Source organism: Paractinoplanes toevensis (assembly GCF_018332695.1).
Taxonomy (GTDB): domain Bacteria; phylum Actinomycetota; class Actinomycetes; order Mycobacteriales; family Micromonosporaceae; genus Actinoplanes; species Actinoplanes toevensis.
Genome location: NZ_BOQN01000088.1, coordinates 96,349 through 123,037 on the forward strand (window position 1 = coordinate 96,349; position 26,689 = coordinate 123,037).

The window sequence follows — 26,689 nt, forward strand, 5'->3', positions numbered from 1 at the left end:
CTGGGCAACGAAACCCATCGGCGGAGCGAGCACTGCGGGGATAATCAGGCCAGCGCCTCACGGACCGACTCGCGCGCCTCCTGAGGCAACGTACGGTAGTCAGCCCAGATCTGCTCAACAGCGCTGAACGTCCGCGAGTCCCGGTCGACCCACCCGGCGAGCATCCGCTTCTCTATCATCGGCAGTTTTCCGATCCTCGAGAGCAGGTCCCCTAGATTTGCGGCCTGATTACGACCACCACCCACCCTGCAACGGTTGCACTCAACGACCAACCTCACCTCATGCCGGCCATCCTCCATGCGGACCTTCCGCCGAGCAACGTCGAGCTGCGAAGTCATCTCCGTCCCCGGGTACTTGTCACCCGGTCCGATGCCGCAACTACGACAGAGATAACCGTCACGGGCGAGAATTTCCCGGCGCTGGTTGGAGGTGATTGTGGCTGCACCGCTGCGGGTGGCTTTGCCCGGCTCCCAGACCGGGATACCTCGCTGAGCGAACCGCTGTTCGTTCGGATCCAAGCCGATGTCCTCGCGATTGGTATCGATCTTCCAGCCGAAGTCGCGCAGGTCACGCATGCGCCGGTCGATCTGCGCCACATCCGGGAAAGCATCCCGCAGCTGGCCCTTGGTGAAGGTGTTACCTTCGCCAACCTCCTGCACCAGCCAGAGCGCAGCACGCTTCATCGTGCCTAGGCCTTCATCGGTCCAAGTAGGGATACTCATGGGAACAGCCTCACCCTTAGTCGTTTACGGAGAACATGCCACTACCGAGACGGAGATCCGGTCAGGTCCGGCCGAATGCCACCGGCGGGTCGCATCAGGAACCGCCCGGCTCAGTTGCCACCAATCTCGTCCATCTGAGTTCTCAAGGGAAGCCTTCTGCGTCCCGAATAGATGTCTCCAAAAATGGGACAGGGGGGGACCGGCAACATGAACAAGGGCGGGGCAGAATGCACTGTCGCGACAGGGAGGCCGACAGGCCGCACCGGCGAACCCGGTCACCTCAAAGGAGCTGCAACTTGGCCACAACAGGACACAAGGGGAACATCGACCATCCAACCAATGCGCAGCGCGAACTCACCGATGCGTTACGTATCTGCATCAGCGCGTTAACCCATGCCGGGATGTCCCAAAATGCTGTCGCCAAGAGCCTCCACATGTCGAGCTCAGCGCTCTCCTATCTCATCACTGGCAAGCGCAAGCGGCCTACCCGGAAAATCCTGGAGTCCCTGCACCAGTTGGTGAGTCTGCGGGCACCCAACAGCGCACTGCCGTTGCCCACTCTCGCCGACCTGTTGCTCCTGCTTGACCGGGTATTGTACGAACTTCAGCAGTCCCAGCCGTGTAAAGCCTGTGGCAGACCTTGGGATTCCAAAGCTTTACCCACCCGGCCGTCCGTCTCCACCGTTGAGGAGTCCAACCCCGGCCGTGCTCCATCAGAGAATCTCGCCTTGCCGGTCGACCAGATAGACGGGGACCGGCAAGGCGCATGGGAGGATCTGGCAGACCTGCAGTGGCGCCTGTCGGCCGACGAACTCGGCGACGCCGCCGGCATCCTGCGGCACGTCGGGCAAGATTGTGAGCCTACTGAGACTGCTATCGCCATCGCCACATGTGTGCGGGAGGGGCTCGGCGACGCAGCAAAGACGATCATGACTTACGCGGCACAACGAGTCGATGAAGAAATCATAGTGATGGTACGTGCTCTGCTGGTCGGCGGCGACGCCACGGCGGCAGAAGAACTTGTCACGCTTAGGCTGGAGAGATAGTGAGGGGTTCGGCTCCCGGTCCTGGCGATCTGTGCACCAACGTCCAGGGAGAAACGCATGTCTTGGAGCATCCGGCCGGAGATGATGAACTGCGAAGGGTGCTTGCAGTGATTCGGCGGCAGAACACGTTGCCTGCCCTCTTCGGCGCAGCGGTGCAATCCTCCGTAGACTATGTGCTTGATGGTGCGCGAACGGGACGCTTCGATCTTGCATCCCCGCGGGTAGATTCTGACGAACGCCGGACGGTCGGAACGAAGCTGCAGTATCACCTACTCGATGCGCTCGGGCTTCCCAAGCTCAGAGGACCGGACACTGTGATCGCCGGCGTCCCCGTCGACATCAAGGGCACGGTCGGCGAGAACTGGAGCATTCCCCGCGAGGGACAGTGCGAGCTGTGCATCCTTGTAAAGATCGATGTTCGCCGCGACACGCACAGTGCATGGCTTATGAGAACGCACCGCGCCTGGCTGCACGGCGGCCAGGGAAACCGTGACCAGAAGCGAGGCGTCATCGCGGAGGCCCTGAGGCTGTACGCTGTGTCGCTCTACCCTGAAGCGCCCCTAATGAGGAATCCACTTCGATTGTTGGACGACGAGGGACTCGCAGCAGTTTTCGATCCCAATGCCGGACTCGTCACGCGTTTGACTGAATTATTTACTCGATTGCCTAACGTCGTCTTTCCTCGGCATGTGATCGAGACGGTGGGCTTTCAGCGTGACGATCCGCTTCGCCGTGCACGACAGGCGAAGGAGCGAGTTCGAGCATGCGGCCTTGATCTGCTCGTCGAAACCTGGGTCGAGGACCGCGACAGGGCAACCCGCCTCGGTTTCCAACTCCCTAAAGGCGGTTGGGTCGCTGTGCCATTCGATCAGGCGCCTCTAGCCGATTAGGTCGGCAGATCGCATGACTTGTCGCTGAGGCCGCAGCCAATCGGCCTCGGCAAGCAAGCCGTGACGGGCTGGTATCTCAGCGGCGTGCGGCCGTTAGTCGGCCACTGCTTTGGAAGCTACGGTACCTTCCATGACCGCCGCGGAGTGGAAACGAGCCAGCAAGTGGACCGTTCGCGGATAGCGGGTCACCGATGACTCGCGGCGCGCGGCTGCTGAAGGACTCTCTGCGCAACTCCCGCGCGTCAACCGAAGCGGCGTCCACCTTGCGCGGTGCAGCAGCGACGTGCGCCAGTCGGTCGGCGGTGCCCTTCGTGCCCGACAATCGGGCGGCCGCCGCCAGCGCGCCGGCGGCTCCGAGCAGATCATCCAGCTGCAGCGCAGTGGCTTGGTCGGGGATCTTCCTACCGTTCTCCCACTCGGAGATCACCGACTTCGAGTGGTGGGACAGCCGGGCGAGCTCGCGCACCGAGAGTCCGCGCTTGGTGCGAGGTCGGCGGAGTGCGTCGCCGAAGAAGGCCGGCTCGTTCATGGCTCCCTGCTTGCGGTCAGGGGTAGCGAGCCGGTCCGAAAACTCGAGCTCGCTACCCCTGAAGTTACCCCGCGTAGGCGCCGCAGTGCTAGTCCCTCGCCTAGGGCGCGAAGCCAGACAAGACTCCCTGGTTCACGGTGTAAAGGCGGCCGCCGGTAGGGATCTGGTGGCCCGCCAGGAACTTGGACTGGGTGATCACGGCGCCCGAGGTGGGCGACAGGGCAGGGCCGCCCGTGTAGAGGAGACCGCCTGCGCGGATGGGCTGGGCGCCTTCGGCGGGCAGGCCGCGGGACCACAGAGAACGGCCGCTGTTGATGTCCAGGGCCTCTGCCGTGTGGTCGTCCATCCGGTAAATGCGGCGGCCGTCGGTGGCCAGCAGCTCGGAAGCCTTGTTCGGGGCGGTCCACATCACGGCACCGGTGGCGGCCTTGATCGCGGACATCGCGGCTCCGTTGGTGACCAGGAAGCGGTCGGCGGCCGGGGTTGCTGCCTTTGCCTGCCACAGCGCCGGCTTTGTCCAGAGCGCAGCGCCCGTCGTGACCGACAGGGCCGACGTGGTGTTGCCCTTGTTGACCAGCACGTAGCCATTGGCCGAGACGCTCGAGCCCTCGTAGTCGACCTTCTTCCAGGCCTGCTTGCCGTCTGACACCCGGTAGGCGACCACGGCCTTCTCATCCGACGGAGACTCGCCGGAGACGACGATCATGCCCTTATCGACCACCACCGTGTAGATGGGCATGTCGGATTCCACCCGCCAGCGGACCTTGCCCGTTGCCAGGTCCAGGGCCACCAGGCGGCCGTCCGGGTCACTGTTCGAGTTGCAGTCGCCGTTGGTGGCGATCACCGTGTTGCCCGAGGCTGCCAGCACCGCCGTGTCCGAGTCGCCCGGGTCTTCCCAGCTGAAACGCCACGCCGGAGCGCCCGTCAGTGCCTGGAACGCCGAAATCCCCAGCTGGTCGGTGGCTACCACGCGCCCGCCGGCGACCATCGGGGCGCCGAAGCCGCCGCACGAGCCGTCGTGCTTGCGCAGGGCTACCGACCACTTCTTGGTCAGCTTGGCGATCGTGCTTGCGTTGATGACCGACTCGCCGGGGTTGTAGTAGCTGTCCTCGGCGTCGTAGCCGGGGTGGTCCCAGCCTGCGGGGGCGGCTGAGGTCGGACCGCCCGAAAGGCCGAAGACAACGGCAACGGCAACGGCGAAAGGCAAGGTACGGCGTAAAGCGGTCACAGCGCAGCCCCCGGAATGTGGTGATTTGCGCACGTAACTTATGCACGCCGACCGGGCGGACGGTGGCGAAACGCCGAAAGAGGTGGCCCAGCGGACGGGGCCACCCCTCCAACGAAGGAACTAGCTGTTCATCAGCTTGAGCATCTGTTGGACCTCGGCCTGGCGGGACTCTCTTACCCGTACGGCGAAGGCCTTTGCCTCTTTGTTCTGGCCCTGGGTTGTCTCCAGGTGGGCCATCTCGATGGCGTTGTGCTGGTGGGCCAGGAAGAGGTTCAGAAACGCGGTGTCGAAACCGGCCGCCGAGACCGTCTTCAGTGCCTTGATCTCCGCCGGGCCGGTCGCCGGCAGGCCGCCGTGGTCGGCGTGCAGCGAAGCCGCCGTGTCCACGTCGGTGGCCTTGCCCCACTGGGTCAGCCACGCCTGCATCATCGACAGCTCGTCCTTCTCGGTGGCCTGCACCGCCTGGGCGAGCGTCTTCAGCTGCGGATCGGCCGAGCGCGACGCCGCGGTGGTGGTCATCTCCAGGCCCTGCTTCTGGTGGTAGGCCAGCATCTGCAGGAACATCACGTCGGTGTCGTTGTAGTCGTCGCCGGCCTGGATCTCGGCGACGCTCTTCGCGGTCACCGTCGGGGCCGGCGACGGAGTGGCCGTTCCGCAGGCGCCGAGGGCGAGCGGAACGATCAAGGCCAGGAGGAAGCGGCGCTTCACAGCGGCAGCCACAGCGCGAGCGTGTAGATCGTCGGCTCCCAGGTGTTGATCGAGGTGTGCGACTGCCGGCACTGGTAGCGCACACCCTTGTAAGTCACCACATCGCCCGTTTTATACGAAACACCGGCGGCCCAGGCAGAGCCGGAGGCGGCGGGTGGCGCGGTGGCCGCGGTAGTAGTGGCGGTGGCGGTAGGCGCGGTGGTGGCGGGCGCCGTGGAGGGTGCAGACGTGGTCGGGGAGGCCGTAGGAGCAGACGCTCCCCCGCCCACGTTCAGGTCTACGCAGCTGTAGAAGGCGTTCGCCGTATCGCCGATGTTCCAGACGGCCAGCACGGTGTGCTTTCCCGGGAACTTGCTCAGGTCGATCGTGTGGGACACCACCGCGTCCGGCTGGGCGTTTCCGCCGTCCACCGTCGCGACCTTGGTGCCGCCGATGAAGTACTGCCAGTCGGCCGTCCGGTGCCGGGCCGTCATCACCCAGGTGAAGGTCACCGAGGTGCCGACCGACTTGGCCGGCCAGTTCCGGGACTCGTCGGAGAGGACCGACCAGGTGGAGACCCCACCATCGCAGGACTGCCGACCCTTCGGAGCCTCGACGCTCTGCGGCTCGAACTGGATCTGCCCGCAATCGGTGACCGCGCCCGAGGCACACAGCGCCTGCCGGGACGGCGGCGTCGAGACGTAGCCGTGCGCGAACGCGGGCGAAACCACCGCGAGGCTCGAGCCGACCGTCACGCCGAGGGCAACCAGGGGGTAAGCAATTTTCCTGCGCATGCGGAGCACGGTAGGGAGCCCGACCATAAAGGCTCCTTAACGGATCATGAAACCGCGAAAAGAATGCCCACCCGGGCGCCGCCCAGCGGAGAGCGCGCGATCACCAACTGCCCGCCGGACTCGTCGGCGGCCCGGCGGACGATGTCCAGGCCCAGGCCGGTCGAGCCGGCGCCGCTGACCCCGCGCTGCACCGACCGGGCCGGGTCGGCGATGCCGGGGCCGGCGTCGTCGACGAGCAGGCCGTTCGGGGAGATGGTCACTCGGAACGCCGTCTTCTCGGGGGTGTGTGAGAAGACGTTGCCGAGCATCGCGTCCACGACCAGGATCAGCTCGCTGTGTGACTGCGGCAGCATCACCGGCACGTCTCCGCCGACTACCTCCCACGGCCGTTCCTGGTCCTCGGCCAGCACCGACCAGAACGCCAGCCGGTCGGCCAGCACCTCGACCAGGTCGGTTCGCTCCGGGCCGCGGGCCTGCGAACCCCGCCGGGTGCCGGTGATGATCTCTTCCAGTTCGGAGTCCAGCAGGTCACAGGCCTGCCGCATGCGGTCGGCCACGGGACCGGGGGGCATGGCTTCGGCGTCCAGGCGGAGCGCGGTCAACGGCGTACGCAATCGGTGTGAGAGATCCGCGGCCAGCTCGCGTTCCCGTTCCAGCAGGCCGTGCAGGTCGTCGGCCATGGTGTTGAAAGCGTTCGCGGCGTCCTGCAGCTCGCGCGGGCCGATCGGCTCGACCCGGGTGGCCAGGTCGCCGCCGCCCAGGCGGCGGGTCGAGCCGGCCAGCTGCCGGGTGGCCTTGACCAGCTGGCCGCCGAGGCGGTCGGCCAGCGCGACCGACCCGGCCACCAGCAGCACCGCCAGTCCGCCCAGGACGAGCCAGGCCGTCCAGACACCGCGCTGCATCTCGGAATCGGGCACATAAACCTCGACGACCACCGTGCGGCCGTCGGTCAGGACCGTCGGCTGCAGGTAGGCGACGCCGTCGGGGGCCGGCGCCAGCACGGACCTGCGGTCCTGTGCGGCGATGTTGATCTGGGCGGCGTCGGTGTGCGAGACGCCGATCGGGTCGACCTCCGGCAGGTGTACGGCGAGCCGGCCCGCGCTGCCGGCCGCGGTGCTGGCCACCGCGTTGGTCAGCAGGGTCGGATCGGCGTCCACGCCGAGCACCGTGACCAGGGACGTCGCCTGCTGGCGGGCGTCGCTGACGGCCCGGTCGTGGGCGATCTGCCGGGTGGCGACGGCCAGGGGTACGAGGAAGGCCAGCGCGACCATCGACGTGATCGCGAGGGCCAGCCGGTTGAGCGCCCACCTCACCGGGGATCGACCATCATCACGCCGACACCCCGTACGGTGTGCAGGAATCGGGGTTGCGCGGCCGTCTCGCCGAGCTTGCGCCGCAGCCAGGAGATGTGGACGTCGATGGTCTGTTCCTCGCCGATCCGGGCCTGGTTCCAGACCTCGTTCATCAGCTCGCGCCGGCTGATCACCTGGCCGACGCGTTCGGCCAGGTAGGCGAGCACGTCGAACTCGCGGCGGGTGAGTTGCAGCGGCTGGCCGCGCAGTTCGGCCCGGCGCTGCCGCGGGTTGATGACCAGCTCGCCGACGACGATCTCGGGCGGGGCCTGGTCGACCGCGGAGCGGGCACGGCGCAGCACCGCGTTGATCCGGGCCAGGATGTGGCCGCCGGAGAACGGCTTGGTCACGTAGTCGTCGGCGCCCGCGCTGAGCAGGCTGATGATGTCGGCCTCGGAGCGGCGCGCGGTGGCCACGATGACCGGCACGTCGGAGACCGACCGCATCATCCGCAGCGCGTCGGTGCCGTCGATGTCGGGCAGGCCGAGGTCGAGGATGACCAGGTCGGGCCGCTCCTCGGTGACGATCTTCAGGGCGTCGGCGGCCCGGCCCACCGGCCGCACCACGTGCCCGGCGTCGGTGAGCGCCCGGGACAGTGCGGCCGTGATGATGCGGTCGTCCTCGACCAGCAGGATCAACGCCATGCGGTGCAGCATAGGTGTAGATGAGATTATGGCCGCGTGCGATCTTCCCGGTGGACTCCGATAGCGGGCTGGGCTGCCGCTACGGCGACCAGCATCGTGTTGGCGAGCGTGGCCATCCTGCCGGTCCTGCGCACCACCGCGCCGCAGGACGGCGCCCTCGCCCAGCTCCCGGCCGGCAAGACCGACAGCTTCCCGGCGCCGCTGCCCGCCGTGACCGAGTCGAAGGCTCCGGCGGAAACGGCGCCGACCACGCAGCGCCCGCGCACGACGGCCCCGACGAAGACCACCACGACCAGGCCGGCCACGACCGCCCCGACCACGAAGGCGACGACCCCGCAGACGAAGACCGAGGACGGCTGGACGGTCACCACGGCCGACGACGGGCTGCGCACCTACGTGCGCTCATTCCAGGTGGAGGGCGGCCAGGCGGTCATCAAGATGACCTCCGACAGCGTGGTCACGCTGGTCACGGCAACCCCGGCCGAGGGGTACGCGGTGCAGAAGGTCCAGGATTCGCCGGACAACATGGCGGTCTACTTCAACGAGACGAACCACAGTTTCATCATTCACGCGACGTGGTGGGACGACCGCCCGTTCGCCGAGGTCAGCGAGATCGGTCAATAGGGTTTCACCAGGTATAACTCCGTTCTCGCCGGGTAAGACGGTGGCGAGGAGGGAAGCACACATGACGACGCAAACCGAGCAACAGTCGACCGGTGATCTGGTCCGGCAGATGAGTGAGCAGGTCTCCACCCTCGTACGGGAAGAGCTCACGCTCGCCCGGATCGAGATGGTGGAGAAGGGCAAGCGCGCCGGGGTCGGCGCCGGCCTGTTCGGCGCGGCCGGAGCGCTGGCGCTCTACGGGCTCGGCGCACTCTTCGTCACCGTGGGTGCCCTGCTGGCCCTGGTCATGCCGGCCTGGGCGGCCGCCCTCATCGTCACCGTGGCGCTGTTCGCCGCGGCGGGCGTGGCCGCACTGGTCGGGAAGAGCCAGGTGAGCCAGGCCCTGCCGCCCGAGCCGGAGGCCGCGATGGCCAGTGGCAAGCGTGATGTCGAGACGGTCAAGGACGCGATCCAGGAGGGGCGGCACGCATGAGCGAGCGTAGCGAGCGAATCGGCAGGCTCAGTGCGGAATTTGCTCTTGGCAGCTCGGAGCGAAGCGAGGAGCTGGCATGAGCGGCGACAACAGGACCGCGGATGAGGTGCGGGAATCGATCGAGGAGACGCGCGCCGACCTCGGCGAGACGGCCGCCGCGCTGGCGGCCAAGGCTGACGTCAAGGGCCGGGTCAAGCAGGCCGCGGCCGAGAAGAAGGCCGCGATCAAGCAGGCCACCGTGGAGAAGACGCAGGAGCTCAAGCACATCACCACGGACAAGGCCGCCGAGCTCCGGGAGACCGCTGCGGAGAAGACCGCTCAGGTCAAGGAAGCGGCTGCGGCGAAGACGGCTCAGGCGGGCGAGGTGCAGCAAGCCACCGCGCAGGCGGCGGGCCGGGTGGCGAGCCAGGCCGGCGAGGTCGGCGACCGGGTCCGTCATCAGTTCACCGACGGCCGGCCGGCCGACGTGGCCCGCCGACCGGTTCCGCTGGCCGCGGTGGCCGCCGTGGCTCTCGGTGTGGCCGCCGTCGTGGCGACGGTGCTGCGCCGCCGACGCTGATCGAGGACGACGGAAAGACGGCACGCCCTACGGCGTGCCGTCTCCGGCTGTCCGGGCCCTGACCAGGGCATCCTCCAGGACGCCGGTCAGCATTCGGGCGTACGTGCCGGTGAGGTGGAACTGGTTCCGGTAGACCAGGATGTTCCCGATCACCGGCGTGCAGATCTCCCTGCACAGCCACGGCAGCACCGAGACATATCCGGCTCCGGTCTCCTTCGCCGCGGCCTCGTCGGCGGCGTTCCACACCCGCGCCGTCGCCTTCGTGCTGGTGGTGAAGCACGATGCGATGTCCGACGCGTGCGCGGCCAGGCAGTCCGGCGCGCTGCGGTCGAGCACCGGCGTATCACCCAGCACGATCACCCGGGACGCCGACCGGCCGATCGTGGTCAGCGTGTCGACCAGGCCGGTCTCCCACTGCGCGGGCGTGACCAGCTCACCCCGGCCGACCTTCTGGGCGTAGCTCTCGTTGGTGACCACCACCAGGTCCGGGTGGCTCTGCCCGATGCGGGACAGCACGAAGTCGCGGAACCGGTCGCACGCGGTGAACGGCCGGTTCTCCTGCTGGTTCCAGAAGGTCAGCCGGGGCGCCGGGCAGGCCGGTTTGCCGTAGAACTCAAGCCGCCAGTGCCGTCGCGCCGCGATCGTGGTCATCGCCGGCAGCCACATCCCGGCGTGCGAGTCGCCGTAGAGCACGACCCGCGTCGTACCGGTCCGGTCGCCGAAGACGCACGGGTCCCCGATCCGGTCGGCGGCCGGCGCGGCCTCGCACTTCTGGTAGTCGAGGCCCAGGTCGTCGCCGGCCGCCGCCACCGACGGGGTCAGGTCGGCCGGCACCTCGCGCAGGTCCGCCGCGGCACGAACCGCGGAGAGCACGGCGGCCCGCGAACCCGGTGGCGCGGCCGGTTGCGGCGCGGTGGAAGGGGCGTGCGTGCAGCCGGCAAGCAGCGCCAACAGGATGAACCGGCTAGAACGGCGCATACGACAACCGCGGTTGATACTCGACGCCGCTGGGTGAGGTGCTCGTCCGCCACTCCGCGACCAGCAGGGGTGCCGCGATCAGCAGGACGGCCATCGCCACGGTCAGCACCGGTCGCTGCAGGCGCCGACTGTGCCGGATCGGGGTCTCCACGAAGGCGTACGTCAGGATCGACAGCGCGACGCTGAGCAGCACCAACGCCAGTCGCGTGCGGGCCGACAGCGGGCCGTAGGCCTGCTCGGCGATGATCAGCACCGGCCAGTGCCAGAGGTAGAGCGAGTACGAGATCCGGCCGAGCCAGCGCAGCGGCGCGATGCCGAGCAGCGCGTCGCCCCGCCCGGCCAGCAGCAGCACGGTGGCCACCACCGGAAGCGCCGCCGCGTACCCGGGCATCGGGGTGCTGTCGTCGAAGCTGAGGGCGGCCACCACGACGCCGCCGAGTCCGGCCCCGGCCAGAGCGGTGGACACCGCGGCCGGGATCCGGTCGAGCCGGTCGGCGACCAGGGCGAGCAGGCACCCGGCGCCGAGTTCCCAGGCCCGGGTGGCCGGCGAGAAGTAGGACCACGTCGTGCCGGTCTGACCGATCGAGCAGGCCAGCGACGCGGCGACGGCCAGGCCGAGCAGCAGCGCGGTGGCGTGCCGCAGGCCGAGCCAGATGAGCAGCACGACCAGGGCCGGCCAGACCAGGTAGAACTGCTCCTCGACGGCGAGCGACCAGAAATGTTGCAGCGGCGACGGCGCGGACTGCGACTGGAGGTAGTCGACGCCCTGGGCCGCGAAGTTGAAGTTGGAGGCGAACAGCGCCGCCCACCGCCCGTCGTCGGCGATCTCGTCGCCGCGCAGGAACCCGAGCCAGTGATAGCCGGCCAGCACGACGGTGACCAGCACGACGGTGGAGGCGGGCAGGATCCGGCGGGCGCGCCGGCCCCAGAAGCGCAGCAGCGACAGGTCGCCGGTCTCGGCCACCTCGCGCATCATCAGCGAGGTGATCAGAAACCCGGAGATGACGAAGAAGACGTCCACGCCGATGTAGCCGCCGCCCAGACCGGGCACCCCGGCGTGGCAGAGGACGACCGCGGTCACCGCGACGGCCCGCAGTCCTTCGATGTCGGGCCGGAACCTCAGGGACGGCCCGGCCGAGCGAGTCTCGGCCGGGCGGACCTCTGTTGTTGTCTCCGTCATCGAAAGCGACGTTAGCCACGTCGGACGGACAAAAAGCCCAAACAATTACAGACCACGCGTACGGCGGGAGTTCCCCCGAAGCCGAGACGGGTGTCTGACATTTGTGTTAGCGCGTTGACCTGGCCTGTCACCATGGCCCTGACAAAAACATGAACGGGGGCGTGACAAGGCGATGGACGGATTCGTCGGGGCCGTGCTGAGCTTCCCGACCGTTCTGTTCACCCCCCTGCTGATCCTCGTGATCGGGTTCTGGGTCGTGGTGATCGCCGGCGGCGCCGACCCGGATGCGGGGGACAGCGGCGATCTGCTGAGTTTTGCGGGACTGGGCGGTTTGCCGGTTTCCGTACCGGTCTCGCTGCTCGTCGTGTTCGCCTGGTTCGGCAGCCTCTCCGGGGCTGAGTTCCTCCCGGCCTGGATTGCCCTGCTCGGTGCCCTGGTGGCCGCCTGGCTGCTCACCCGGGTCGCGGTCGTGCTGATCCGACGGTTCGCTCCACTGGGGACCGATCCCTCCCGCAACGACTTCGTCGGCCGCACGTGCGTCATCCGCACCGGCCGGGTTACCAGCACGTTCGGCCAGGCCGAGGTGCACGCCGGCGACGGCTCCTCCGCGATCGTCCAGGTCCGCCAGGCCGGCGACGACGACCTGCACGCGGGCACGGTGGCCGTCCTCTACGACTTCGACCCGGAAGGCGAATTCTTCTGGGTCGTTCCCGCCGATATAGCCACAAAGGATGTTTGATGGACGTAATCTCGACAGGTCTGGGCATTCTCATCGCGGTCATCGTTCTCATCGCTGTCGGCGTGCTGTTCTTCCTGAGCCGAATGTTCCGGAAAGTCGAGCAGGGCAAGGCGCTGATCATCTCGAAGGTGCGCCGGGTCGACGTCACGTTCACCGGTGCGGTGGTGCTGCCGGTGCTGCACAAATCCGAGATCATGGACATCTCGGTGAAGACCATCGAGATCGTCCGGACCGGCCGAGAGGGCCTGATCTGCCGGGACAACATCCGGGCCGACATTCGCATCACGTTCTTCGTGCGGGTCAACAAGACCACCGAGGACGTCATCAAGGTGGCGCAGGCGATCGGCACCGCGCGGGCCAGCAACGAGACCACGCTGCAGGAACTGTTCAGCGCGAAGTTCTCGGAAGCGCTCAAGACCGTCGGTAAGCAGCTCGATTTCGTCGACCTCTACACGAAGCGGCACGAGTTCCGCGATCAGATCATCGAGGTGATCGGCACCGACCTCAACGGTTACAGCCTCGAGGACGCGGCCATCGACTTCCTCGAGCAGACGCCGCTGATGTCGCTCGACTCCAAGAACATCCTCGACGCGCAGGGCATCCGGAAGATCACCGAGTTGACCGCGATCGAGGCGGTGCGCACCAACGACTTCCGGCGCACCGAGGAGAAGGAGATCACCCGGCAGAACGTCGAGGCCAAGGAGACCATCCTCGAACTGCAACGCCGGCAGGCCGACGCCGAGATCCGGCAGCGCCGCGAGATCGAGACGATCCGGGCCCGCGAGGAGGCCGAGATCGCCCTCGCCCAGGCCGAGGAGATGCTGCGGTCCGAGGGCGCGAAGCTCAAGACCCAGCAGCAGCTCGGCGTGCAGGAGGAGAACAAGGCCCGGGAGATCGCGGTGGCCGAGAAGAACCGGGAGCGGGTCATCGCGATCGAGACCGAGCGCATCGAGAAGGACCGGATGCTCGAGGTCATCTCGCGCCAGCGGGAGACCGAGCTGAGCACCATCGCCAAGGACAAGGAGGTCGAGGGCGAGCGCCGCTCGATCGCCGAGGTCATCCGGGAGCGGATCGCGGTGGAGAAGACGGTCGCCGAGCAGGAGGAGAACATCAAGCGCCTCCGGGTGGTCGAGGAGGCCGAGCGCACCCGCCAGGCCGTGATCATCAATGCCGAGGCCGAGGCGCAGGAAGCCCTGGTCAAGGACATCAAGGCGGCCGAGGCGGCCGAGACCGCGGCCAAGTTCAAGGCTCGCGAGGAACTGCTGCTGGCCGAGGCCCGGCAGCAGACCGCTGAGTTGGACACCCGCGCCAAGATCCGGCTGGCCGAGGGCGCGCAGGCCGAGGCGGCCGCGGCCGGCCTGGCCGACGTGCAGGTGCGCGAGCGCAACGCCGAGGTGGTGGAGAAGACCGGCCGGGCGGAGAACGTCGTCTCCCGGGAGAAGGCACTCATCGCGGCCGAGTCGATCAAGGCGAAGCTGCTGGCCGAGGCCGAGGGCCTGCAGGAGAAGGCGGGCTCGATGGCGGCGATGGACAACGCCACCCGCGGCCACGAGGAGTACCGCCTGCGCCTGGAGATGGAGAAGGAGATCCGGCTGGCCGGCATCAACGTGCACCAGCAGATCGCCGAGGCGCAGGCCGAGGTGCTCTCGGTCGGCCTGGCCAAGGCCGACATCGACATCGTCGGCGGCGACTCGATCTTCTTCGACAAGCTGCTGGGCTCGATCACGCTGGGCAAGAGCGTGGACGGTTTCGTGGAGAACTCGACGGTCGCGCAGGCGCTCGGCTCCCGCTACCTCGACGGCGAGGGCGACCTCGTGGGCGAGCTGAGCAAGGCCCTCAACGGGCTGTCCACCGGTGACGCCGCCAACGTCACGCTGGCCGCGTACCTGGCCAAGCAGATCAAGGCCGACGACGCGGCGGCCAAGTGACCCAGCTCGACGCCGGAACATACGAGGTCCTGCGCGCCCGGCTGGGCGCGCAGGCCAAGGAGCTGGCCGCCCGCGCCGAGACGCTGAACGACAAGCGGGTCGAGACGTTCGGCGGCCGGCAGATGACGCTGCTCGGCACCGAGCGGGTGCGCACCGAGAACAACTGCGTGCCCCGGGACATCGCGCACGTCGGCGGCTCGATGCTGTTCGGCTACAACGTCTTCATCGGGCTGCGGGCCGAGACCGCGGTGGCCGACGTCTTCGCTGTGCACCGGTTGTCCGACGGCAAGCTGACGCCGGCCGAGCAGGGCAACATCCTCGACGACCCGGGCTTCCAGCGGGACTTCGCCGAGCTGTACCGCTACTACAAGGACACCCGGCTGCTCCAGTTGCGGCGGCTCGAAGGGCTGCTGCTCGCGGTGTTCCAAACCGGGGCGCGCGGCGACGACCTCAAGGTGCTGCGCTGGCGGGTGGCCACCGACGGCACGGTGTCCTATCTCGACAACCGGGGCGAACGCGACCACGTCTTCCCGCCGGCCTGGGACTTCGAGTGGACGCCGACCACCCGTGACCAGCACGTTCTCGGGCGGCACCCGCACATCTCGATCGAGGACGCGGTCTTCGTCGAGACGGTCGGCGGCACGCTCACGGTGAAGGTGGAGAACAACACCGAGGACGGCGAGGGCATCTTCTCCGAGCCGGTGGACGAGCCGCTGCAGAGCCTGGCCGACGCTTCCATCGCGTACGCCCGAATCGGTCCGTTGATCTTGATCCGGGTCCTTCCCTACAAGGAGACCCAGCACCGCTACCTGGTCTTCAACACCCGGACCAAGGATGTGCAGCGGCTCGACGGGATCGGGCAGGCCTGCCAGCGACTGCCGGAGGACCAGGGGATCATCTTCCCGGGCGGGTATTACCTGGCCACCGGCCTGGCCCGGACGTTCGACGCGGACACCGCCGACCTGGAGTTCGAGCGGGTGCTGCGGTCGGTCAACGGCGAGGACGTGCTCTACGTCTTCCACGCCCGGGGCACCGGCCGCTACCTGCTGCTGCCCTACAACGTCATCCGCAAAGAGGTGGCCACCCCGATCACCTGCCACGGCTGGTCGCTGTTCGACGACGGCACGCTGATCGCGTTCCGGCACGACTCGGACGAGCCCACCCGGGTGCACCCGATGCAGATCTGGCAGACGCCGTTCGTCTCCGACACGTTCGCGGCGGCCCAGCCGATCGGCAGCGGCCCGCTCGACCGGATCGGCAACGCCGACCTGGTGCGGGGCATCGCCGACGCGCTGTCGGTGGCCCGGATGGTCGACGAGATGTCGCCGTCCGGACCGGTCTTCGAGGCGATCATCGCGGCCTGCTCGCGCCTGTTCGACAACTACTTCTGGCTGGCCGAGACCGAGCTGGACGACCTGGCCACGCCGCTGCGCGAGGTGCGGGCCACCGCCGAGCAGGTGCTGGACGAGTTCGAGGCGGTCCAGCAGCTCACCGCCCAGGCCACCACCGCGGTCGACCAGGCCGAGGCGGCCGCGACCGCCCTGATCCGGCGGGCCCGCGGGGAGGTGCCGGCCGGCACCGACGGCTGGATCGGGCTGCTCGCCTCGCTGCGCCAGCAGCAGGGCCACACCGTCACGCTGCGCGAGATGCGCTACGCCGACCTCGGCCGGCTCGACGCCCTCGAGGCGACCCTGGCCACCGAGATCGACGAGACGGCCCGCCGGGCCGTCGAGTTCCTCCGTCAGGAGCAGGCGTTCGCCGGCTACCAACAGGCGGTCGAAGCGCTGGTCACCGAGGCGTCCGCGATCGCCACCGTGGCGGCCGCCCAGCCGGTCGCCGACAGGCTCGCCGAGCAGGCCGACGGCCTGCAGGTGGTGATCGACGTGGTGGGCGGGCTGGAGATCGCCGACGCCACCGTGCGGGTCGCCATCCTGGAACGCATCGGCGAGGTGCTCGGCGGGATCAACCGGGCTCGGGCCACCCTCGACGGGCGCCGCCGCGACCTGGCCGCGGTCGAGGGCCGGGCCGCCTTCGCCGCCGAGTTCGCGCTGCTCGGTCAGGCCGTCACGGCCGGGCTGGCGGCGGCCGACACACCGGAACGCTGCGACGAGCAGTCGGCGAAGCTGATGCTGCAGGTCGAGGCGCTGGAAACCCGGTTCGGCGAGTTCGACGACTTCGTCGACCAGCTGGCCGCCAAGCGCACCGAGGTCTACGAGGCCTTCGCGGGGCGCCGGCAGGGACTGATCGACGAACGGCAGCGGCGGGCCGACCGGCTCGCGGCGTCAGCCCAGCGCACCCTGGCCAGCGTGCAACGGCGGGTCGCCGGGCTGTCCACGCTGGACGAGGTCAACACCTATTTCGCCACCGATCCGATGGTCGCCAAGCTGCGCTCGGTCGCGGCCGACCTGCGCGAGCTCGGCGACGCCGTACGCGCCGAAGAGCTGGACGGACGCGTCAAGGCGGCCCGGCAGGAGGCCGGGCGCGCCCTGCGCGACCGCCTCGACCTGTACGGCGAGGGCGGCACCACGATCCGCCTCGGCCGGCACACCTTCGCGGTGAACACCCAGGCCATCGACCTGACGCTGGTGCCGGACGGCCCCGACCTGGCCTTCACGATCACCGGCACCGACTATCGCGCGCCGATCCGCGACGCCTCCTTCGTCGCCGACACCCGGCCGTTCTGGCCGCAGTCGCTGCCCTCGGAAAACTCGTCGGTCTATCGGGCCGAACACCTGGCGGCCGCGATCTTCGCGGCCGATCCGGCCGGTGCGGCGACCGCGCTCGCCGACGGGTCCCTGCCCGATTTCGTACGGCGGGAAGCCGAGTCCCGCATCGACGAGGGGTACGAGCGTGGCGTGCACGACGCCGATGCGACCCTGATCCTGTCCGCCGTGATCCGGCTGCACGCCGGGGCCGGACTGTTGCGGTTCGAGCCGTCCGTGCGGGTCGCCGCCCAGCTGTTCTGGGCCTTCGAGACCACCGCCGAGCAGCGCACCGCCTGGACCGTGCGGGCGACCTCGCTGGCCCGGGCGCGCACCGCCTTCGGTTCGGGCCTCCCGCTCGTCGAGCTGGCCGCCGAGATCTCCACCCTGGCCGGGGAACCCATCGGCGAATACCTGGTCGAGGAACTGGCCGACGGGACGGCCGGGTTCGTCACCGCGGCCGGCGCCCGGACCTTCCTCGACAAGTTCCACCGGGCCGCCCGCGGCTACCTCGACGACCTGGCCGGACTGCCCACCGTGGCCGAACGCCGGCAGCTGATCACCGGCTGGCTGGCCGCGTTCCGGTCGGCCGTCCCGGATGCCGGCACCGAGGACGACCTGATCGAGGCGGTCGCGATCGAGCTCACCGGCACCCAGCTGACCAGGTACGACTCGGCGGCGGCGCTCGATGCCACGGTCGAGGGGCTGCTCGGCGTGCACCCTCGCATCAGCGGCGGCCGGCTGCAGCTGCGGCTCGACCGGTTCCTGGCCGGGACCCGCTCGTTCCGCGAAGCGGCGGTGCCGGCCTTCCGGGCGTACCAGAAACGTCGCAATGCCCTCGCCGCCGCCGAGCGCGACCGTCTGCGCCTCGATGAATATCGTCCGGCGGTGATGACCGCCTTCGTCCGCAACCGGCTGCTGGACGAGGTCTACCTGCCGCTGATCGGCGATAACCTGGCCCGGCAGCTGGGCGCGGCCGGCGATGCCAAGCGCACCGACCAGTCCGGCCTGCTGCTGTTGATCTCGCCGCCCGGTTACGGCAAGACGACCCTCATGGAGTACGTCGCGAACCGGCTCGGCCTGGTCTTCGTCAAGGTCAACGGGCCGGCGCTGGGCCACGCGGTCACCTCGGTCGACCCGTCGTCGGCGCCGAACGCGACCGCGCGGCAGGAGATCGAGAAGATCTCGTTCGCCCTGGAGATGGGCAACAACGTGCTGCTCTACCTCGACGACATTCAGCACACCTCCCCGGAGCTGCTGCAGAAGTTCATCTCGCTCTGCGACGCGCAGCGGCAGATGGAGGGCGTCTGGGAGGGCTCGACCAAGCGGTACGACCTGCGCGGGAAGCGGTTCGCGGTGTGCATGGCCGGCAACCCGTACACCGAGAGCGGGCAGCGCTTCCGGATCCCCGACATGCTGGCCAACCGGGCCGACGTGTGGAACCTCGGTGACGTGCTGAGCGGCCGCACCGACGTCTTCGAGATGTCCTATCTGGAGAACGCGCTCACCTCCAACCCGGTGCTCGCGCCGCTCGCCACCCGCTCGCCCGACGACCTGCCGCTGCTCGTACGACTCGCTTCGGGCGACTCGGAGGTGCGTCCCGACCGCCTTTCCTACGCATATTCGGCCGCCGAACTGGACCAGGTTCTGTCGGTGCTGCGGAAGATGCGTCGGGTGCAGCAGGTCGTGTTGCGGAACAACCAGGCGTACATCGCGTCGGCCGGGCAGGCCGACGAGTCGCGCACCGAGCCGCCGTTCCGTTTGCAGGGCTCCTACCGCAACATGAACAAGCTGGCCGAACGCATCGTCCCGGCGATGAACGACGACGAGATCGAGGCGGTGCTCGACGACCACTACGCCGGTGAGGCGCAGACGCTGACCACCGGCGCCGAGGCCAACCTGCTCAAGCTGGCCGAGCTGCGCGGGCGGCTGACCCCGGCGCAGGCCGCGCGGTGGGCCGAGGTCAAGGACGCCTACCTGAGGGCGAAGGCGCTGGGCGGTTCGGGCGACGACCCGATGAGCCGGGCGGTCGGCGCGGTCGGGCTGCTCGCCGACCGGGTCGGCGACGTGTCGTCGGCGATCGGCCGGCTGGGATCTTCCTGATCTTGGCGGGTTAGGCGGCAAAACGGCTCGTGGGCACGGCTGTGTCCTGGCAGAGTGGCGCACCATGACGGAAATCCTGACCGGCGCGGACATACCGCTCATGCAGGATCTGGCGCAACGCGTCACCGCCCTTCGCCCCGACCTGATCAGTGCCGGCGCCTCGTACGGGGAACTGGCCTGGGTCTGGGCAAGGGAAACGTCCCCTTCGGCGCGGCCTGGCCGCGCCGGCTGTGGTTCTCCGGCGCCGAACTGGTGGCGTGGGGCTGGGCTTTTCTTCCGCACCGGGTGCGGCGCAACGACGGGTCGGTCCGGGAGGTCACCGGCGCCGCGCTGAGTTATCAGGTCCATCCCGGCCACGCCGAACTGATCGACGACGTGATCGAGTGGTACGACTCGGTCGCGGCCGGCCTGGAACGCACGGCGACGCCGACGACCGCCGAGGAGTTCGCCCTGCGGCGATGGGCCGCGCACGGCTTTGTCGCCGACGCGGCGGCGCTCGGCGACGACGGCGACTGGACCCAACTCAACCGGCGGGACCTCACCGATCTGGACCAGCCGGTGCTGCCGGACGGGTTCCGCTTCCGCACCGCCGACGAGGCCGGGTCGGAGGCCGCGGTCCAGGCCCACGTGGACGCCTGGGCACCCTCGTCGTACACGGCCGAAAGCTACGCGGGGGTCCGGCAGACCGCGGCCTACCGCGGCGACCTGCACGTCCTGGTGGAGGCGCCGGACGGGACGATGGCCTCGTCGGCGATCATGTGGTTCGACCGGGCGAACCGGACGGTCGAGTTCGAGCCGGTCGGAACGCATCCGGACTACCGGCGGCTCGGGCTGGCCCGCGCGATGATGCTGCACGGCCTGCACCTGGCGCGGGCGGCCGGGGCCGACCACGCGACCGTCGTCTGCCTGGGTGCGCCCGGGCATCCCCGGGCGCGCGGGCTGTATTACGGCCTCGGCTTCCGGGAGCTGTCCCGGGACGCGCCACTCATCAAGCCGCTCCGCTCGCCTTGACCAGGCAGCCGGTCACGTCGGGGCGCTCGGTGAGCTCGATGATCGCGTCGAGGCGGTCGCGGGTCTGGATCAGCTCGGTGATCTGTCGGTCGATGCGCTCGCGCTCGGCCGACAGTCGCGCCCGCGACTCGGGGGTGCTGACCTTGGCGTCCACGCACGGGAGCAGCTCGGCTATGGTGCGGCTGGCCAGGCCGGCCGCGTAGAGGTGCTGGATCAGCTGGACCCGGTCGACCGCCTCCTCGGCGTAATGCCGCTGGCCGCTGGTGCTGCGGACCGACCTGAGCAGGCCCTGCTCCTCGTAGTAGCGCAGCGCACGGACGCTCACGCCCGCCTTGGTGGCCAGCTCGCCGATCCGCATGGTGACTCCGATCGCAGTTCTTGCCTCTGACGTCAACGTCAGGTTCTAGCGTATCTCTTATGCAGATTTCCGGAGCAATTGCCCTGGTCACCGGGGCTAACCGCGGCATCGGCCGCGAGTTCACCGTTCAGCTTCTCGAGCGCGGGGCCACCAAGGTGTACGCCGCGGCCCGCCGCCCGGAGACGATCGACCTCCCCGGCGTCATCCCGCTGAAGCTCGACGTCACCGACCCGGCCTCGATCGCGGCCGCCGCTTCGGTGGCGAGCGACGTCAACCTGCTGATCAACAACGCCGGCGTCTCCACCGGCGCGAACCTGATCTCCGGCGACCTCGACACGATCCGCCAGGAGATCGACACCAACTTCTGGGGCCCGCTCAACATGATCCGGGCATTCGCCCCTCGCCTCGGCGGTGGCGCGATCCTCAACGTGCTCTCGGCGCTCTCCTGGTTCAACTACGACGGCGCGGGTGCCTACGGCGCGGCCAAGGCCGCCGCCTGGAACCTGACCAACGGCGTACGGCTGGAACTGGTCGCCCAGAAGACCCTGGTCACCGGCCTGCACCTGGGTGCCGCCGACACCGACATGATGGCGAACTACGACGGCCCGAAGATCGCCCCGGCCGCCGTGGTGAAGGCCGCCCTGGACGGCATCGAGGCGAACAAGTTCGAGGTCGTGGCCGACGACTGGAGCGCCCACGTGAAGGCGTCCCTGGCCGCCGACCCGAGCCAGTTCTACACCCAGGCAGTTCTCGACTGACCGGGGCCCGCGCCCGGCTGCCAAGCCGGGCGCGGCTGACGACTCAGCGATACGCCCGGACGTCGGCGACCGACCACCAGGTGTCGGTCGCCGCGGTCAGGGTGATCCGCACGAAGCGAACATTCCGCCCACGCAGGTCGCCCTCCGCGAATTGCCCGGCTCCCGCGCTGCGGACAGGTGCCCAGTGCACTCCGTCGGCCGACGCGGTGATCGCGTAGCCGCGCGGGTAGTCGCCGGTCGAGGCGCCGGTGTCGAAGACGATCCGCCGCACCGGCTGCGCCCGGCCCAGGTCCACCTGCAGGTACTGGCCCGGTTGCTGGGCCGCGCCGGTGCTGAAGCGGGTGCTCGCGTCGTCGTCGACCGCGTTGGCCGGGACGTCGCCGGTGCCGGTGGCGGTCCAACCGGTCGGTGCGATCGGCCGGTCGTGCGAACCGCCGCCGCGCCACACGAACGTGGCCAGCGACCCGCCCGGCAGCGTGTAGCTGAACTGGCGGTTGCCGATCCGGACCGCGACCGCCTGCGGGTTGTCGTTCTCGTTGTGCGCGACCAGCACCGTGCTGCCGTCCGGGTTCACGAACGCCACGTCCATGACCTGGCCGTTCCAGCCGGTGGTGCCGAACGACGTGCTCGCCACCCGGGTCGCGCCGGGCCGGACGAAGCGGGCCAGGTGCCCGAGCGTGTAGTACTCGGCGTTTCTGGTCACCGACGCGCCGACCGTGATGACGCCGGTGCAGGTGCCGCAGCCGCCGGTGTGCGGGCCGTTCGTCTCGTCGAGGGCGAGGTTCCAGTTGACGACGGTCTTCGCCCAGTTCCGGGTGTTACCGATGATCAGGTTGCGGGCGTGCCACTTGAGCGTGTCGGAGAACGTCATCGTCGGATCGCCGGACTGGCTGCCGGAACACTCGGTGAAGTAGATGTCCTTCGCCGGGAACTCGTTGTGCAGGGCGGTCATCGCGCTCGGGTCGCCGGAGTAGCAGTGGTAGGCGGTGCCGGCGACCCAGCGGGCAGCCGGCGAGGCCAGCAGCTCCTGCGGGTAGTGGTCGATGTCGGCGACCTCGTCCGGCGGGGTGTTGGCGGCGTCGTTCGGATGCTCGGCCCAGTTGTGGTCGTACCCCAGGATCTTGGTTTTCTCGAATCGCAGCATCGGGCCGAGCTGCTCGATCACCTTGGCCGCCTGCCAGGACGGCAGGTCCATGCCGGGGTAGCCGGACGGTGCCCGGTTCTGCGGTTCGTTCTGCAGCGAGAGGTAGTCGATGCGGACACCCTCGGCCCGGTAGGCCTGGACGAATTTCAGCAGGTAGGAGGCGTACGCCCGATAGATGGCCGGGCTGTCGATCAACCGGCCGCCGATCAGTGACCCGTTGGTCTTCATCCACGCCGGCGGCGACCACGGCGTACCCATGATCTGCAGTTCGGGGTTCAATCTCGAAGCCTGGCGCAGCAGCGGCAGGATCTGCGCGCGGTCGTGGGCGACGCTGAAGTGCCGCAGTGCGTAGTCGGTCTGTCCGGCCGGCACGTCGTCGTAGGTGTAGGCCGGCTCGTCGGTGAAGTCGGAGGCCCCGATCGGCTGGCGCAGGAAGTTGATCCGGTCGGTGGCGAAGAGGTCGGTCATCGCGGCGTTCCGGGCGGCGGGGGCCAGCCGATAGAGCACCGCCGCCGACGAGTCGGTGATCGATGCTCCGAAACCGGTCATTGTCTGAAATTTCCGGCCAGGGTCGATCACGATCGTGGGAGCCGCGGTGTCGACGGCCGCGCCGAAGTCGACGGTGCCGACGTAATTGCTGCCGTCCGGCGAGGTGACCCAGACCCGCGCGGTGTCGCTGTGGTGCGGCGGAGGGGCGGCAAGCAGGAGTACGGAGAGTAGGGCGGTTCCGAGGCCGGCCATTCGATCTCCCTGTAACAATCTGAAACAACTACGGAATGTTTCTGATACAGGTAGGTAACCAGCCAGCTCGAAAGACGTCAATGTCTATGCTCGAGTCATGAAACAGGGGCCGGTAACAAGGGTCACCGTCCGCGACATCGCGGCCCACGCCGGCGTCTCCATCGCGACCGTCTCCCGGGTGCTCAACGAGCAGTCGCACGTCGCCCCGGAGACCCGTGACCTGGTGCAGCGCGCGATCACCGAGCTCGGCGGCCGGGCCGTCACCCGCCGCCCGGCCCCGGCCGGCTCGATCTACGTGCGCTGCCCCTACCTGCTGACCGACTACTTCGGACTGATCGTCTCGTCGATCGCCGAGACGCTCGACCTGCACGACCGGCAGCTGGTGCTGAACGCGGGCGAGTCCGCCCAGCACGGCGCCGTGCTGCCCACCCTGGCCGGCCGCACCGGCATCGCCGGAGCCATCATCGTGCTGCCGCCCGAGCCCGGCACCGAACTGGTCGCGCTGCAGGCGGCCGGCTTCCCGTTCGTCGTGGTCGACCCGCGCGAGCCGGTGCCCCGCGACATCGCCGCGGTGTCGGCCGCGCACTTCGCCGGCGCCCGCAGCCTCACCGGCCACCTCGTCGAGCTGGGTCATCGGCGGATCGGCCTGATCGCCGGCCCGGACAACTGGCTGGCCAGCACCGCGCGCCGGGCCGGGCACATTTCGGCCCTGGCCGACGCGGGCGTCCTGCCCGATCCGGCCCTGGCCCTGCCGGGCGAGCCGACGGTCCGCTTCGGTTACCAGGCCGCGCAGCGCCTGCTCGACCGGCCGGACCGGCCGACCGCCCTGCTCGGTTTCAACGACAAGGCCGCCTCCGGCGCGCTGGCCGCCGCCGCCGAGCGTGGCCTGCGCGTGCCCGAGGATCTCTCGATCGCCGGCTTCGACGACATCGATCTGGCCCAGGCGACCCGGCCGACGCTGACCACGGTGCGCCAGCCGCTGCAGGAGATGGGCCGGATGGCGGTCGGACTGCTGCTCCGCCTGCTCAACCGGCACCGCCTGGACGCCCTGCACATCGAGCTGGCCACCGAGCTGATCATCCGGGACTCGACCGGGCCGGCCACCAGTATCGAGAGTTAATTTAACTATTAGGGCTCTTTACCTTGTGGCGTGGGACATCGATGCCTGAGGATGTGCGCAGCGGCGCCGCGTCCCCAACCGCTACTCATCCCCGAGGTTCCCACCGTGGCTCGAAAGCTGCTCAAACGCGCCCTCGTGGCGACGATTGCCCTGCTCACGACGGCTGCCACCGGCATCGCCATCCAGTCCGCCGACGCCGCCGCCGCGGCGCCGTTCAAGGTGCTCGCGTTCTACAACGGAACGTGGGACGCCGCGCACATCGACTTCGACAAAGAAGCCAAGGAGTGGTTTCCGAAGACCGCCGCCCAGTACGGCTTCACCTGGGAGGCCACCACCGACTGGAGCCGGCTCAGCGCGAGCGGGCTCTCCGGCGTGCAGGTCGTCATGTTCCTCGACGACGGGCCGCCGGCCGAGCGGCGCGCCGCCTTCCAGACCTACATGCAGAACGGCGGCGGCTTCCTCGGCTTCCACGTGAGCGCGTTCACCACCAGCGCGAACGACTGGAGCTGGTACTACAACACCTTCCTCGGCTCGGGGAACTTCGTCTCCAACACCTGGGGGCCGACCGCCGAGACGCTGAAGATCGAGGACCGCAACCACCCCTCCACCGCGGGACTGCCGGCCACCATCCAGTCGTCGGTCAGCGAGTGGTACTCGTGGAGCAACGACCTGCGCAACAACGCGAACATCGACATCCTGGCCTCGCTGGACGCCTCGACCTTCCCAGTCGGTGACGACCCCAACCAGCAGTGGCGCAGCGGGTTCTACCCGATCATGTGGACCAACAAGAACTACAAGATGCTGTACGCCAATTTCGGCCACAACGGCATGAACTACTCGACCAACACGCGTACGTCGTCGACGTTCGCGAGCGCGCAGCAGAACCAGTGGCTGATCAACGGCCTGCTCTGGCTGGGCGGAGGCGGCACCACCCCGCCGACGACGACTCCGCCCACCAGCCCCGGCTTCAGCTCACTGATCAACAAGAACAGCGGGAAGTGCCTGGACGCCAAGGGAGCCGGCACCACCAACGGCACGGCCATCCAGCAGTACACCTGCAACGGCAGCGCCGCCCAGAAGTACCAACTGGTGACCACCACCGGCACCTACGTCCGGATCAACAACCAGGCCAACACCGCCCAGGCGCTCGACGTCACCGACGTCTCGACCGCCGACAACGCCAAGATCCAGACCTGGACGTACGGCGGCGGCCTCAACCAGCAGTGGCAGTCGGTCGCCGAGAGCGGCGGCTACTTCCACCTGGTCAACCGCAACAGCGGCAAGTGCCTGGACGTGCCGGCTGCCAGCACGGCCGACAGCGTCCAGTTGGTGCAGTACACCTGCAACGGCACCGCGGCCCAGAGCTTCAGGCTGGGCTAGAGATCTTCTCGGGCCGGGGTCCCGCCAATTCCAGGAGGGGCGGGATCCCGGCCAGGCTGCCTAGACGTGGTCGGCGGTCCGGGAGTTGCGGCACCCGGACCGCCGGGGTTTCAGTGGCAGTGCCGGGCCGCTGACTTCGGGACGTCCAGGGTGGGGTTGCGGTCGAAGAAGCCGTACGGCTTGAGCGTGAAGCCGGCGTAGTCGACCGGCATGATCGGCCAGTCCTCCGGCCGCGGGAAGTGGGTCAGGCCGAACGTGTGCCAGACGACGATGTCCTCGCCGTCGATCGGCCGGTCGGCCGCCGTCCAGGCCGGCAGCCCCGCCCCGGCCGGGCTCTGATTGACCAGGTCACCGGCCGGGTAGCGCTCGTCCGGCGCGTACTGGGTCACCCAGAGGTGCTTGGTCGCGAACGTCGCCCGCTGGTGGATCGACGACGAGTCGTCGGCCAGCAGCACCGGCAGGCCGGCCGGGTGCAACGCGTACCCCACCGGCTGGCCGAGCCGGTTCTTGACCTCCGGGTTGACGATGTGCCAGACCCGGCCGGCGGCCGGATCGGCGAGCCGCTGCGCCGTCGATTCGCTGGCCAGCCGGGTGGTCCGGCGAGCGAAGGCATTGCCGTACGGGTTCTCCGGTCCGACCGGCACCCGCACCGCATCCACCTCGTCGACGGCGTTCTTCACCCCGTCGACGGTCATGTCCAGGCGCGCCGAGAAGAGATGCTGGTGGAACGGCGCGCCGAGACCGGGCGCGATCTCCGTGGCGTACGGGTATCCCTCGCACGGATAGGCCGAGGTGAAGACCACGCCGGTCGCCTTGCACTCGAGCTGGATGGTGCCGTCGAGGTACAGGTACCAGTAGAAGCCGTAGTCGTAGTTACCGATGGTCACGAAGAACGAGATCACCAGGCGTCGCTGCCGGCGGGTCTCGGCCATCTCGTTGAAGAGGTCGGTGTGCTTCCACAGCACCCCGTAGTCCTCCTCGTGCATGCAGATCGCGTTGC

At 68.9% G+C, this 26,689-nt stretch carries 24 protein-coding genes; 12 read left to right on the top strand and 12 right to left on the bottom strand.

The genetic code is table 11. The features are described 5' to 3' along the window. Positions 1-44 precede the first annotated feature (44 nt). Positions 45-683, bottom strand: coding sequence for a KpnI family restriction enzyme N-terminal domain-containing protein (locus Ato02nite_RS34430; protein WP_213010850.1), 639 nt, complete (start codon positions 681-683; stop codon positions 45-47). 335 nt (positions 684-1,018) lie between these two features. Here Ato02nite_RS34430 and Ato02nite_RS34435 point away from each other — a divergent pair, with 335 nt between their 5' ends. After that, on the top strand, positions 1,019-1,768 hold the full coding sequence (locus tag Ato02nite_RS34435; RefSeq protein WP_213010851.1) for a helix-turn-helix domain-containing protein: 750 nt from the start codon (positions 1,019-1,021) through the stop codon (positions 1,766-1,768). A gap of 62 nt (positions 1,769-1,830) precedes the next feature. After that, positions 1,831-2,658, top strand: a complete 828-nt coding sequence (locus Ato02nite_RS34440) for a NaeI family type II restriction endonuclease (RefSeq protein ID WP_213010852.1) — start codon at positions 1,831-1,833, stop codon at positions 2,656-2,658. Positions 2,659-2,734: 76 nt separating this feature from the next. On the opposite strand, the gene Ato02nite_RS34445 is transcribed toward Ato02nite_RS34440, so the two are convergent. From Ato02nite_RS34445 to Ato02nite_RS34470, 6 genes are all read right to left on the bottom strand, one after another. Continuing rightward, entirely contained in the window at positions 2,735-3,187 is a 453-nt protein-coding gene (locus Ato02nite_RS34445; RefSeq protein ID WP_213010853.1) for a helix-turn-helix domain-containing protein, read from the bottom strand. 100 nt (positions 3,188-3,287) lie between these two features. Next, positions 3,288-4,415: an outer membrane protein assembly factor BamB family protein gene (locus Ato02nite_RS34450; RefSeq protein ID WP_213010854.1), complete on the bottom strand. Its 1,128-nt coding sequence runs from the start codon at positions 4,413-4,415 to the stop codon at positions 3,288-3,290. A gap of 120 nt (positions 4,416-4,535) precedes the next feature. Then, a complete protein-coding gene (locus Ato02nite_RS34455; RefSeq protein WP_246607804.1) occupies positions 4,536-5,135 on the bottom strand; it encodes a DUF305 domain-containing protein in 600 nt (199 codons plus the stop codon). Next, complete coding sequence (locus tag Ato02nite_RS34460; RefSeq protein ID WP_213010855.1) at positions 5,120-5,896, bottom strand: lytic polysaccharide monooxygenase; 777 nt, start codon at positions 5,894-5,896, stop codon at positions 5,120-5,122. The genes Ato02nite_RS34455 and Ato02nite_RS34460 overlap by 16 nt, the downstream gene beginning before the upstream one ends. Positions 5,897-5,940: 44 nt before the next feature. Then, on the bottom strand, positions 5,941-7,209 hold the full coding sequence (locus Ato02nite_RS34465; RefSeq protein WP_213010856.1) for a sensor histidine kinase: 1,269 nt from the start codon (positions 7,207-7,209) through the stop codon (positions 5,941-5,943). Beyond that, positions 7,206-7,892 (bottom strand): response regulator transcription factor, encoded by a 687-nt coding sequence (locus Ato02nite_RS34470; RefSeq protein ID WP_203812968.1) that lies wholly within the window; start codon positions 7,890-7,892, stop codon positions 7,206-7,208. The genes Ato02nite_RS34465 and Ato02nite_RS34470 overlap by 4 nt, the downstream gene beginning before the upstream one ends. Before the next feature lie 36 nt (positions 7,893-7,928). On the opposite strand from Ato02nite_RS34470, the gene Ato02nite_RS34475 reads away from it, so the two are divergent. The 3 genes from Ato02nite_RS34475 (at position 7,929) to Ato02nite_RS34485 (ending at position 9,547) form a co-directional block, all read left to right on the top strand. Then, entirely contained in the window at positions 7,929-8,516 is a 588-nt protein-coding gene (locus Ato02nite_RS34475; RefSeq protein WP_213010857.1) for a DNA mismatch repair protein MutL, read from the top strand. Between the two features lie 61 nt (positions 8,517-8,577). Continuing rightward, positions 8,578-8,988, top strand: coding sequence for a phage holin family protein (locus tag Ato02nite_RS34480; RefSeq protein WP_213010858.1), 411 nt, complete (start codon positions 8,578-8,580; stop codon positions 8,986-8,988). A 76-nt stretch (positions 8,989-9,064) separates the two neighbouring features. Next, entirely contained in the window at positions 9,065-9,547 is a 483-nt protein-coding gene (locus Ato02nite_RS34485) for a DUF3618 domain-containing protein (protein ID WP_213010859.1), read from the top strand. A 27-nt stretch (positions 9,548-9,574) separates the two neighbouring features. On the opposite strand, the gene Ato02nite_RS34490 is transcribed toward Ato02nite_RS34485, so the two are convergent. Continuing rightward, positions 9,575-10,525: an SGNH hydrolase domain-containing protein gene (locus Ato02nite_RS34490; RefSeq protein WP_213010860.1), complete on the bottom strand. Its 951-nt coding sequence runs from the start codon at positions 10,523-10,525 to the stop codon at positions 9,575-9,577. Continuing rightward, a complete protein-coding gene (locus tag Ato02nite_RS34495; protein ID WP_213010861.1) occupies positions 10,512-11,705 on the bottom strand; it encodes an acyltransferase family protein in 1,194 nt (397 codons plus the stop codon). Before Ato02nite_RS34495 ends, Ato02nite_RS34490 begins: the two co-directional genes overlap by 14 nt. Before the next feature lie 172 nt (positions 11,706-11,877). On the opposite strand from Ato02nite_RS34495, the gene Ato02nite_RS34500 reads away from it, so the two are divergent. The 4 genes from Ato02nite_RS34500 to Ato02nite_RS52000 all read left to right on the top strand — a co-directional run bounded on the left by Ato02nite_RS34500 (position 11,878) and on the right by Ato02nite_RS52000 (position 20,188). Beyond that, positions 11,878-12,444 (top strand): hypothetical protein, encoded by a 567-nt coding sequence (locus Ato02nite_RS34500; protein ID WP_213010862.1) that lies wholly within the window; start codon positions 11,878-11,880, stop codon positions 12,442-12,444. Then, the gene (locus Ato02nite_RS34505; RefSeq protein WP_213010863.1) at positions 12,444-14,372 is read left to right on the top strand and encodes a flotillin family protein; all 1,929 of its coding nucleotides are present in this window, start codon (positions 12,444-12,446) and stop codon (positions 14,370-14,372) included. The genes Ato02nite_RS34500 and Ato02nite_RS34505 overlap by 1 nt, the downstream gene beginning before the upstream one ends. After that, entirely contained in the window at positions 14,369-19,177 is a 4,809-nt protein-coding gene (locus tag Ato02nite_RS34510; protein ID WP_213010864.1) for a DNA repair ATPase, read from the top strand. Before Ato02nite_RS34505 ends, Ato02nite_RS34510 begins: the two co-directional genes overlap by 4 nt. Before the next feature lie 285 nt (positions 19,178-19,462). Next, positions 19,463-20,188, top strand: coding sequence for a GNAT family N-acetyltransferase (locus Ato02nite_RS52000; protein ID WP_246607806.1), 726 nt, complete (start codon positions 19,463-19,465; stop codon positions 20,186-20,188). On the opposite strand, the gene Ato02nite_RS34520 is transcribed toward Ato02nite_RS52000, so the two are convergent. Beyond that, on the bottom strand, positions 20,166-20,546 hold the full coding sequence (locus Ato02nite_RS34520; protein WP_213010865.1) for a MerR family transcriptional regulator: 381 nt from the start codon (positions 20,544-20,546) through the stop codon (positions 20,166-20,168). The two genes, Ato02nite_RS52000 and Ato02nite_RS34520, sit on opposite strands and share 23 nt — an antisense overlap. A gap of 59 nt (positions 20,547-20,605) precedes the next feature. On the opposite strand from Ato02nite_RS34520, the gene Ato02nite_RS34525 reads away from it, so the two are divergent. Further along, a complete protein-coding gene (locus tag Ato02nite_RS34525) occupies positions 20,606-21,304 on the top strand; it encodes an SDR family oxidoreductase (RefSeq protein ID WP_213010866.1) in 699 nt (232 codons plus the stop codon). A gap of 43 nt (positions 21,305-21,347) precedes the next feature. Here Ato02nite_RS34525 and Ato02nite_RS34530 read toward each other — a convergent pair whose 3' ends face one another. Then, complete coding sequence (locus Ato02nite_RS34530; protein ID WP_213010867.1) at positions 21,348-23,189, bottom strand: glycoside hydrolase family 30 beta sandwich domain-containing protein; 1,842 nt, start codon at positions 23,187-23,189, stop codon at positions 21,348-21,350. A 97-nt stretch (positions 23,190-23,286) separates the two neighbouring features. Between Ato02nite_RS34530 and Ato02nite_RS34535 the strand changes: the two genes are divergently transcribed. Both Ato02nite_RS34535 and Ato02nite_RS34540 read left to right on the top strand, forming a co-directional pair. Further along, positions 23,287-24,309 carry a LacI family DNA-binding transcriptional regulator gene (locus Ato02nite_RS34535; protein ID WP_213010868.1) on the top strand — a complete coding sequence of 341 codons (1,023 nt, stop codon included), beginning with the start codon at positions 23,287-23,289 and terminating at the stop codon, positions 24,307-24,309. Between the two features lie 105 nt (positions 24,310-24,414). Beyond that, positions 24,415-25,689 (top strand): RICIN domain-containing protein, encoded by a 1,275-nt coding sequence (locus Ato02nite_RS34540; RefSeq protein WP_246607808.1) that lies wholly within the window; start codon positions 24,415-24,417, stop codon positions 25,687-25,689. Positions 25,690-25,799: 110 nt separating this feature from the next. On the opposite strand, the gene Ato02nite_RS34545 is transcribed toward Ato02nite_RS34540, so the two are convergent. Further along, the coding region (locus tag Ato02nite_RS34545; RefSeq protein WP_498371289.1) for a copper amine oxidase at positions 25,800-26,689 on the bottom strand (890 nt) is incomplete at its 5' end.

Coding starts and splice junctions, on each gene's coding strand:
- Ato02nite_RS34430 (WP_213010850.1), bottom strand. CDS start 683: ATGAAGCGTGCTGCGCTCTGGCTGGTGCAGGAGGTTGGCGAAGGTAAC.
- Ato02nite_RS34445 (WP_213010853.1), bottom strand. CDS start 3,187: ATGAACGAGCCGGCCTTCTTCGGCGACGCACTCCGCCGACCTCGCACC.
- Ato02nite_RS34460 (WP_213010855.1), bottom strand. CDS start 5,896: ATGCGCAGGAAAATTGCTTACCCCCTGGTTGCCCTCGGCGTGACGGTC.
- Ato02nite_RS34470 (WP_203812968.1), bottom strand. CDS start 7,892: ATGGCGTTGATCCTGCTGGTCGAGGACGACCGCATCATCACGGCCGCA.
- Ato02nite_RS34480 (WP_213010858.1), top strand. CDS start 8,578: ATGACGACGCAAACCGAGCAACAGTCGACCGGTGATCTGGTCCGGCAG.
- Ato02nite_RS34485 (WP_213010859.1), top strand. CDS start 9,065: ATGAGCGGCGACAACAGGACCGCGGATGAGGTGCGGGAATCGATCGAG.
- Ato02nite_RS34490 (WP_213010860.1), bottom strand. CDS start 10,525: ATGCGCCGTTCTAGCCGGTTCATCCTGTTGGCGCTGCTTGCCGGCTGC.
- Ato02nite_RS34495 (WP_213010861.1), bottom strand. CDS start 11,705: ATGACGGAGACAACAACAGAGGTCCGCCCGGCCGAGACTCGCTCGGCC.
- Ato02nite_RS34500 (WP_213010862.1), top strand. CDS start 11,878: ATGGACGGATTCGTCGGGGCCGTGCTGAGCTTCCCGACCGTTCTGTTC.
- Ato02nite_RS34505 (WP_213010863.1), top strand. CDS start 12,444: ATGGACGTAATCTCGACAGGTCTGGGCATTCTCATCGCGGTCATCGTT.
- Ato02nite_RS34520 (WP_213010865.1), bottom strand. CDS start 20,546: ATGCGGATCGGCGAGCTGGCCACCAAGGCGGGCGTGAGCGTCCGTGCG.
- Ato02nite_RS34525 (WP_213010866.1), top strand. CDS start 20,606: ATGCAGATTTCCGGAGCAATTGCCCTGGTCACCGGGGCTAACCGCGGC.
- Ato02nite_RS34530 (WP_213010867.1), bottom strand. CDS start 23,189: ATGGCCGGCCTCGGAACCGCCCTACTCTCCGTACTCCTGCTTGCCGCC.
- Ato02nite_RS34535 (WP_213010868.1), top strand. CDS start 23,287: ATGAAACAGGGGCCGGTAACAAGGGTCACCGTCCGCGACATCGCGGCC.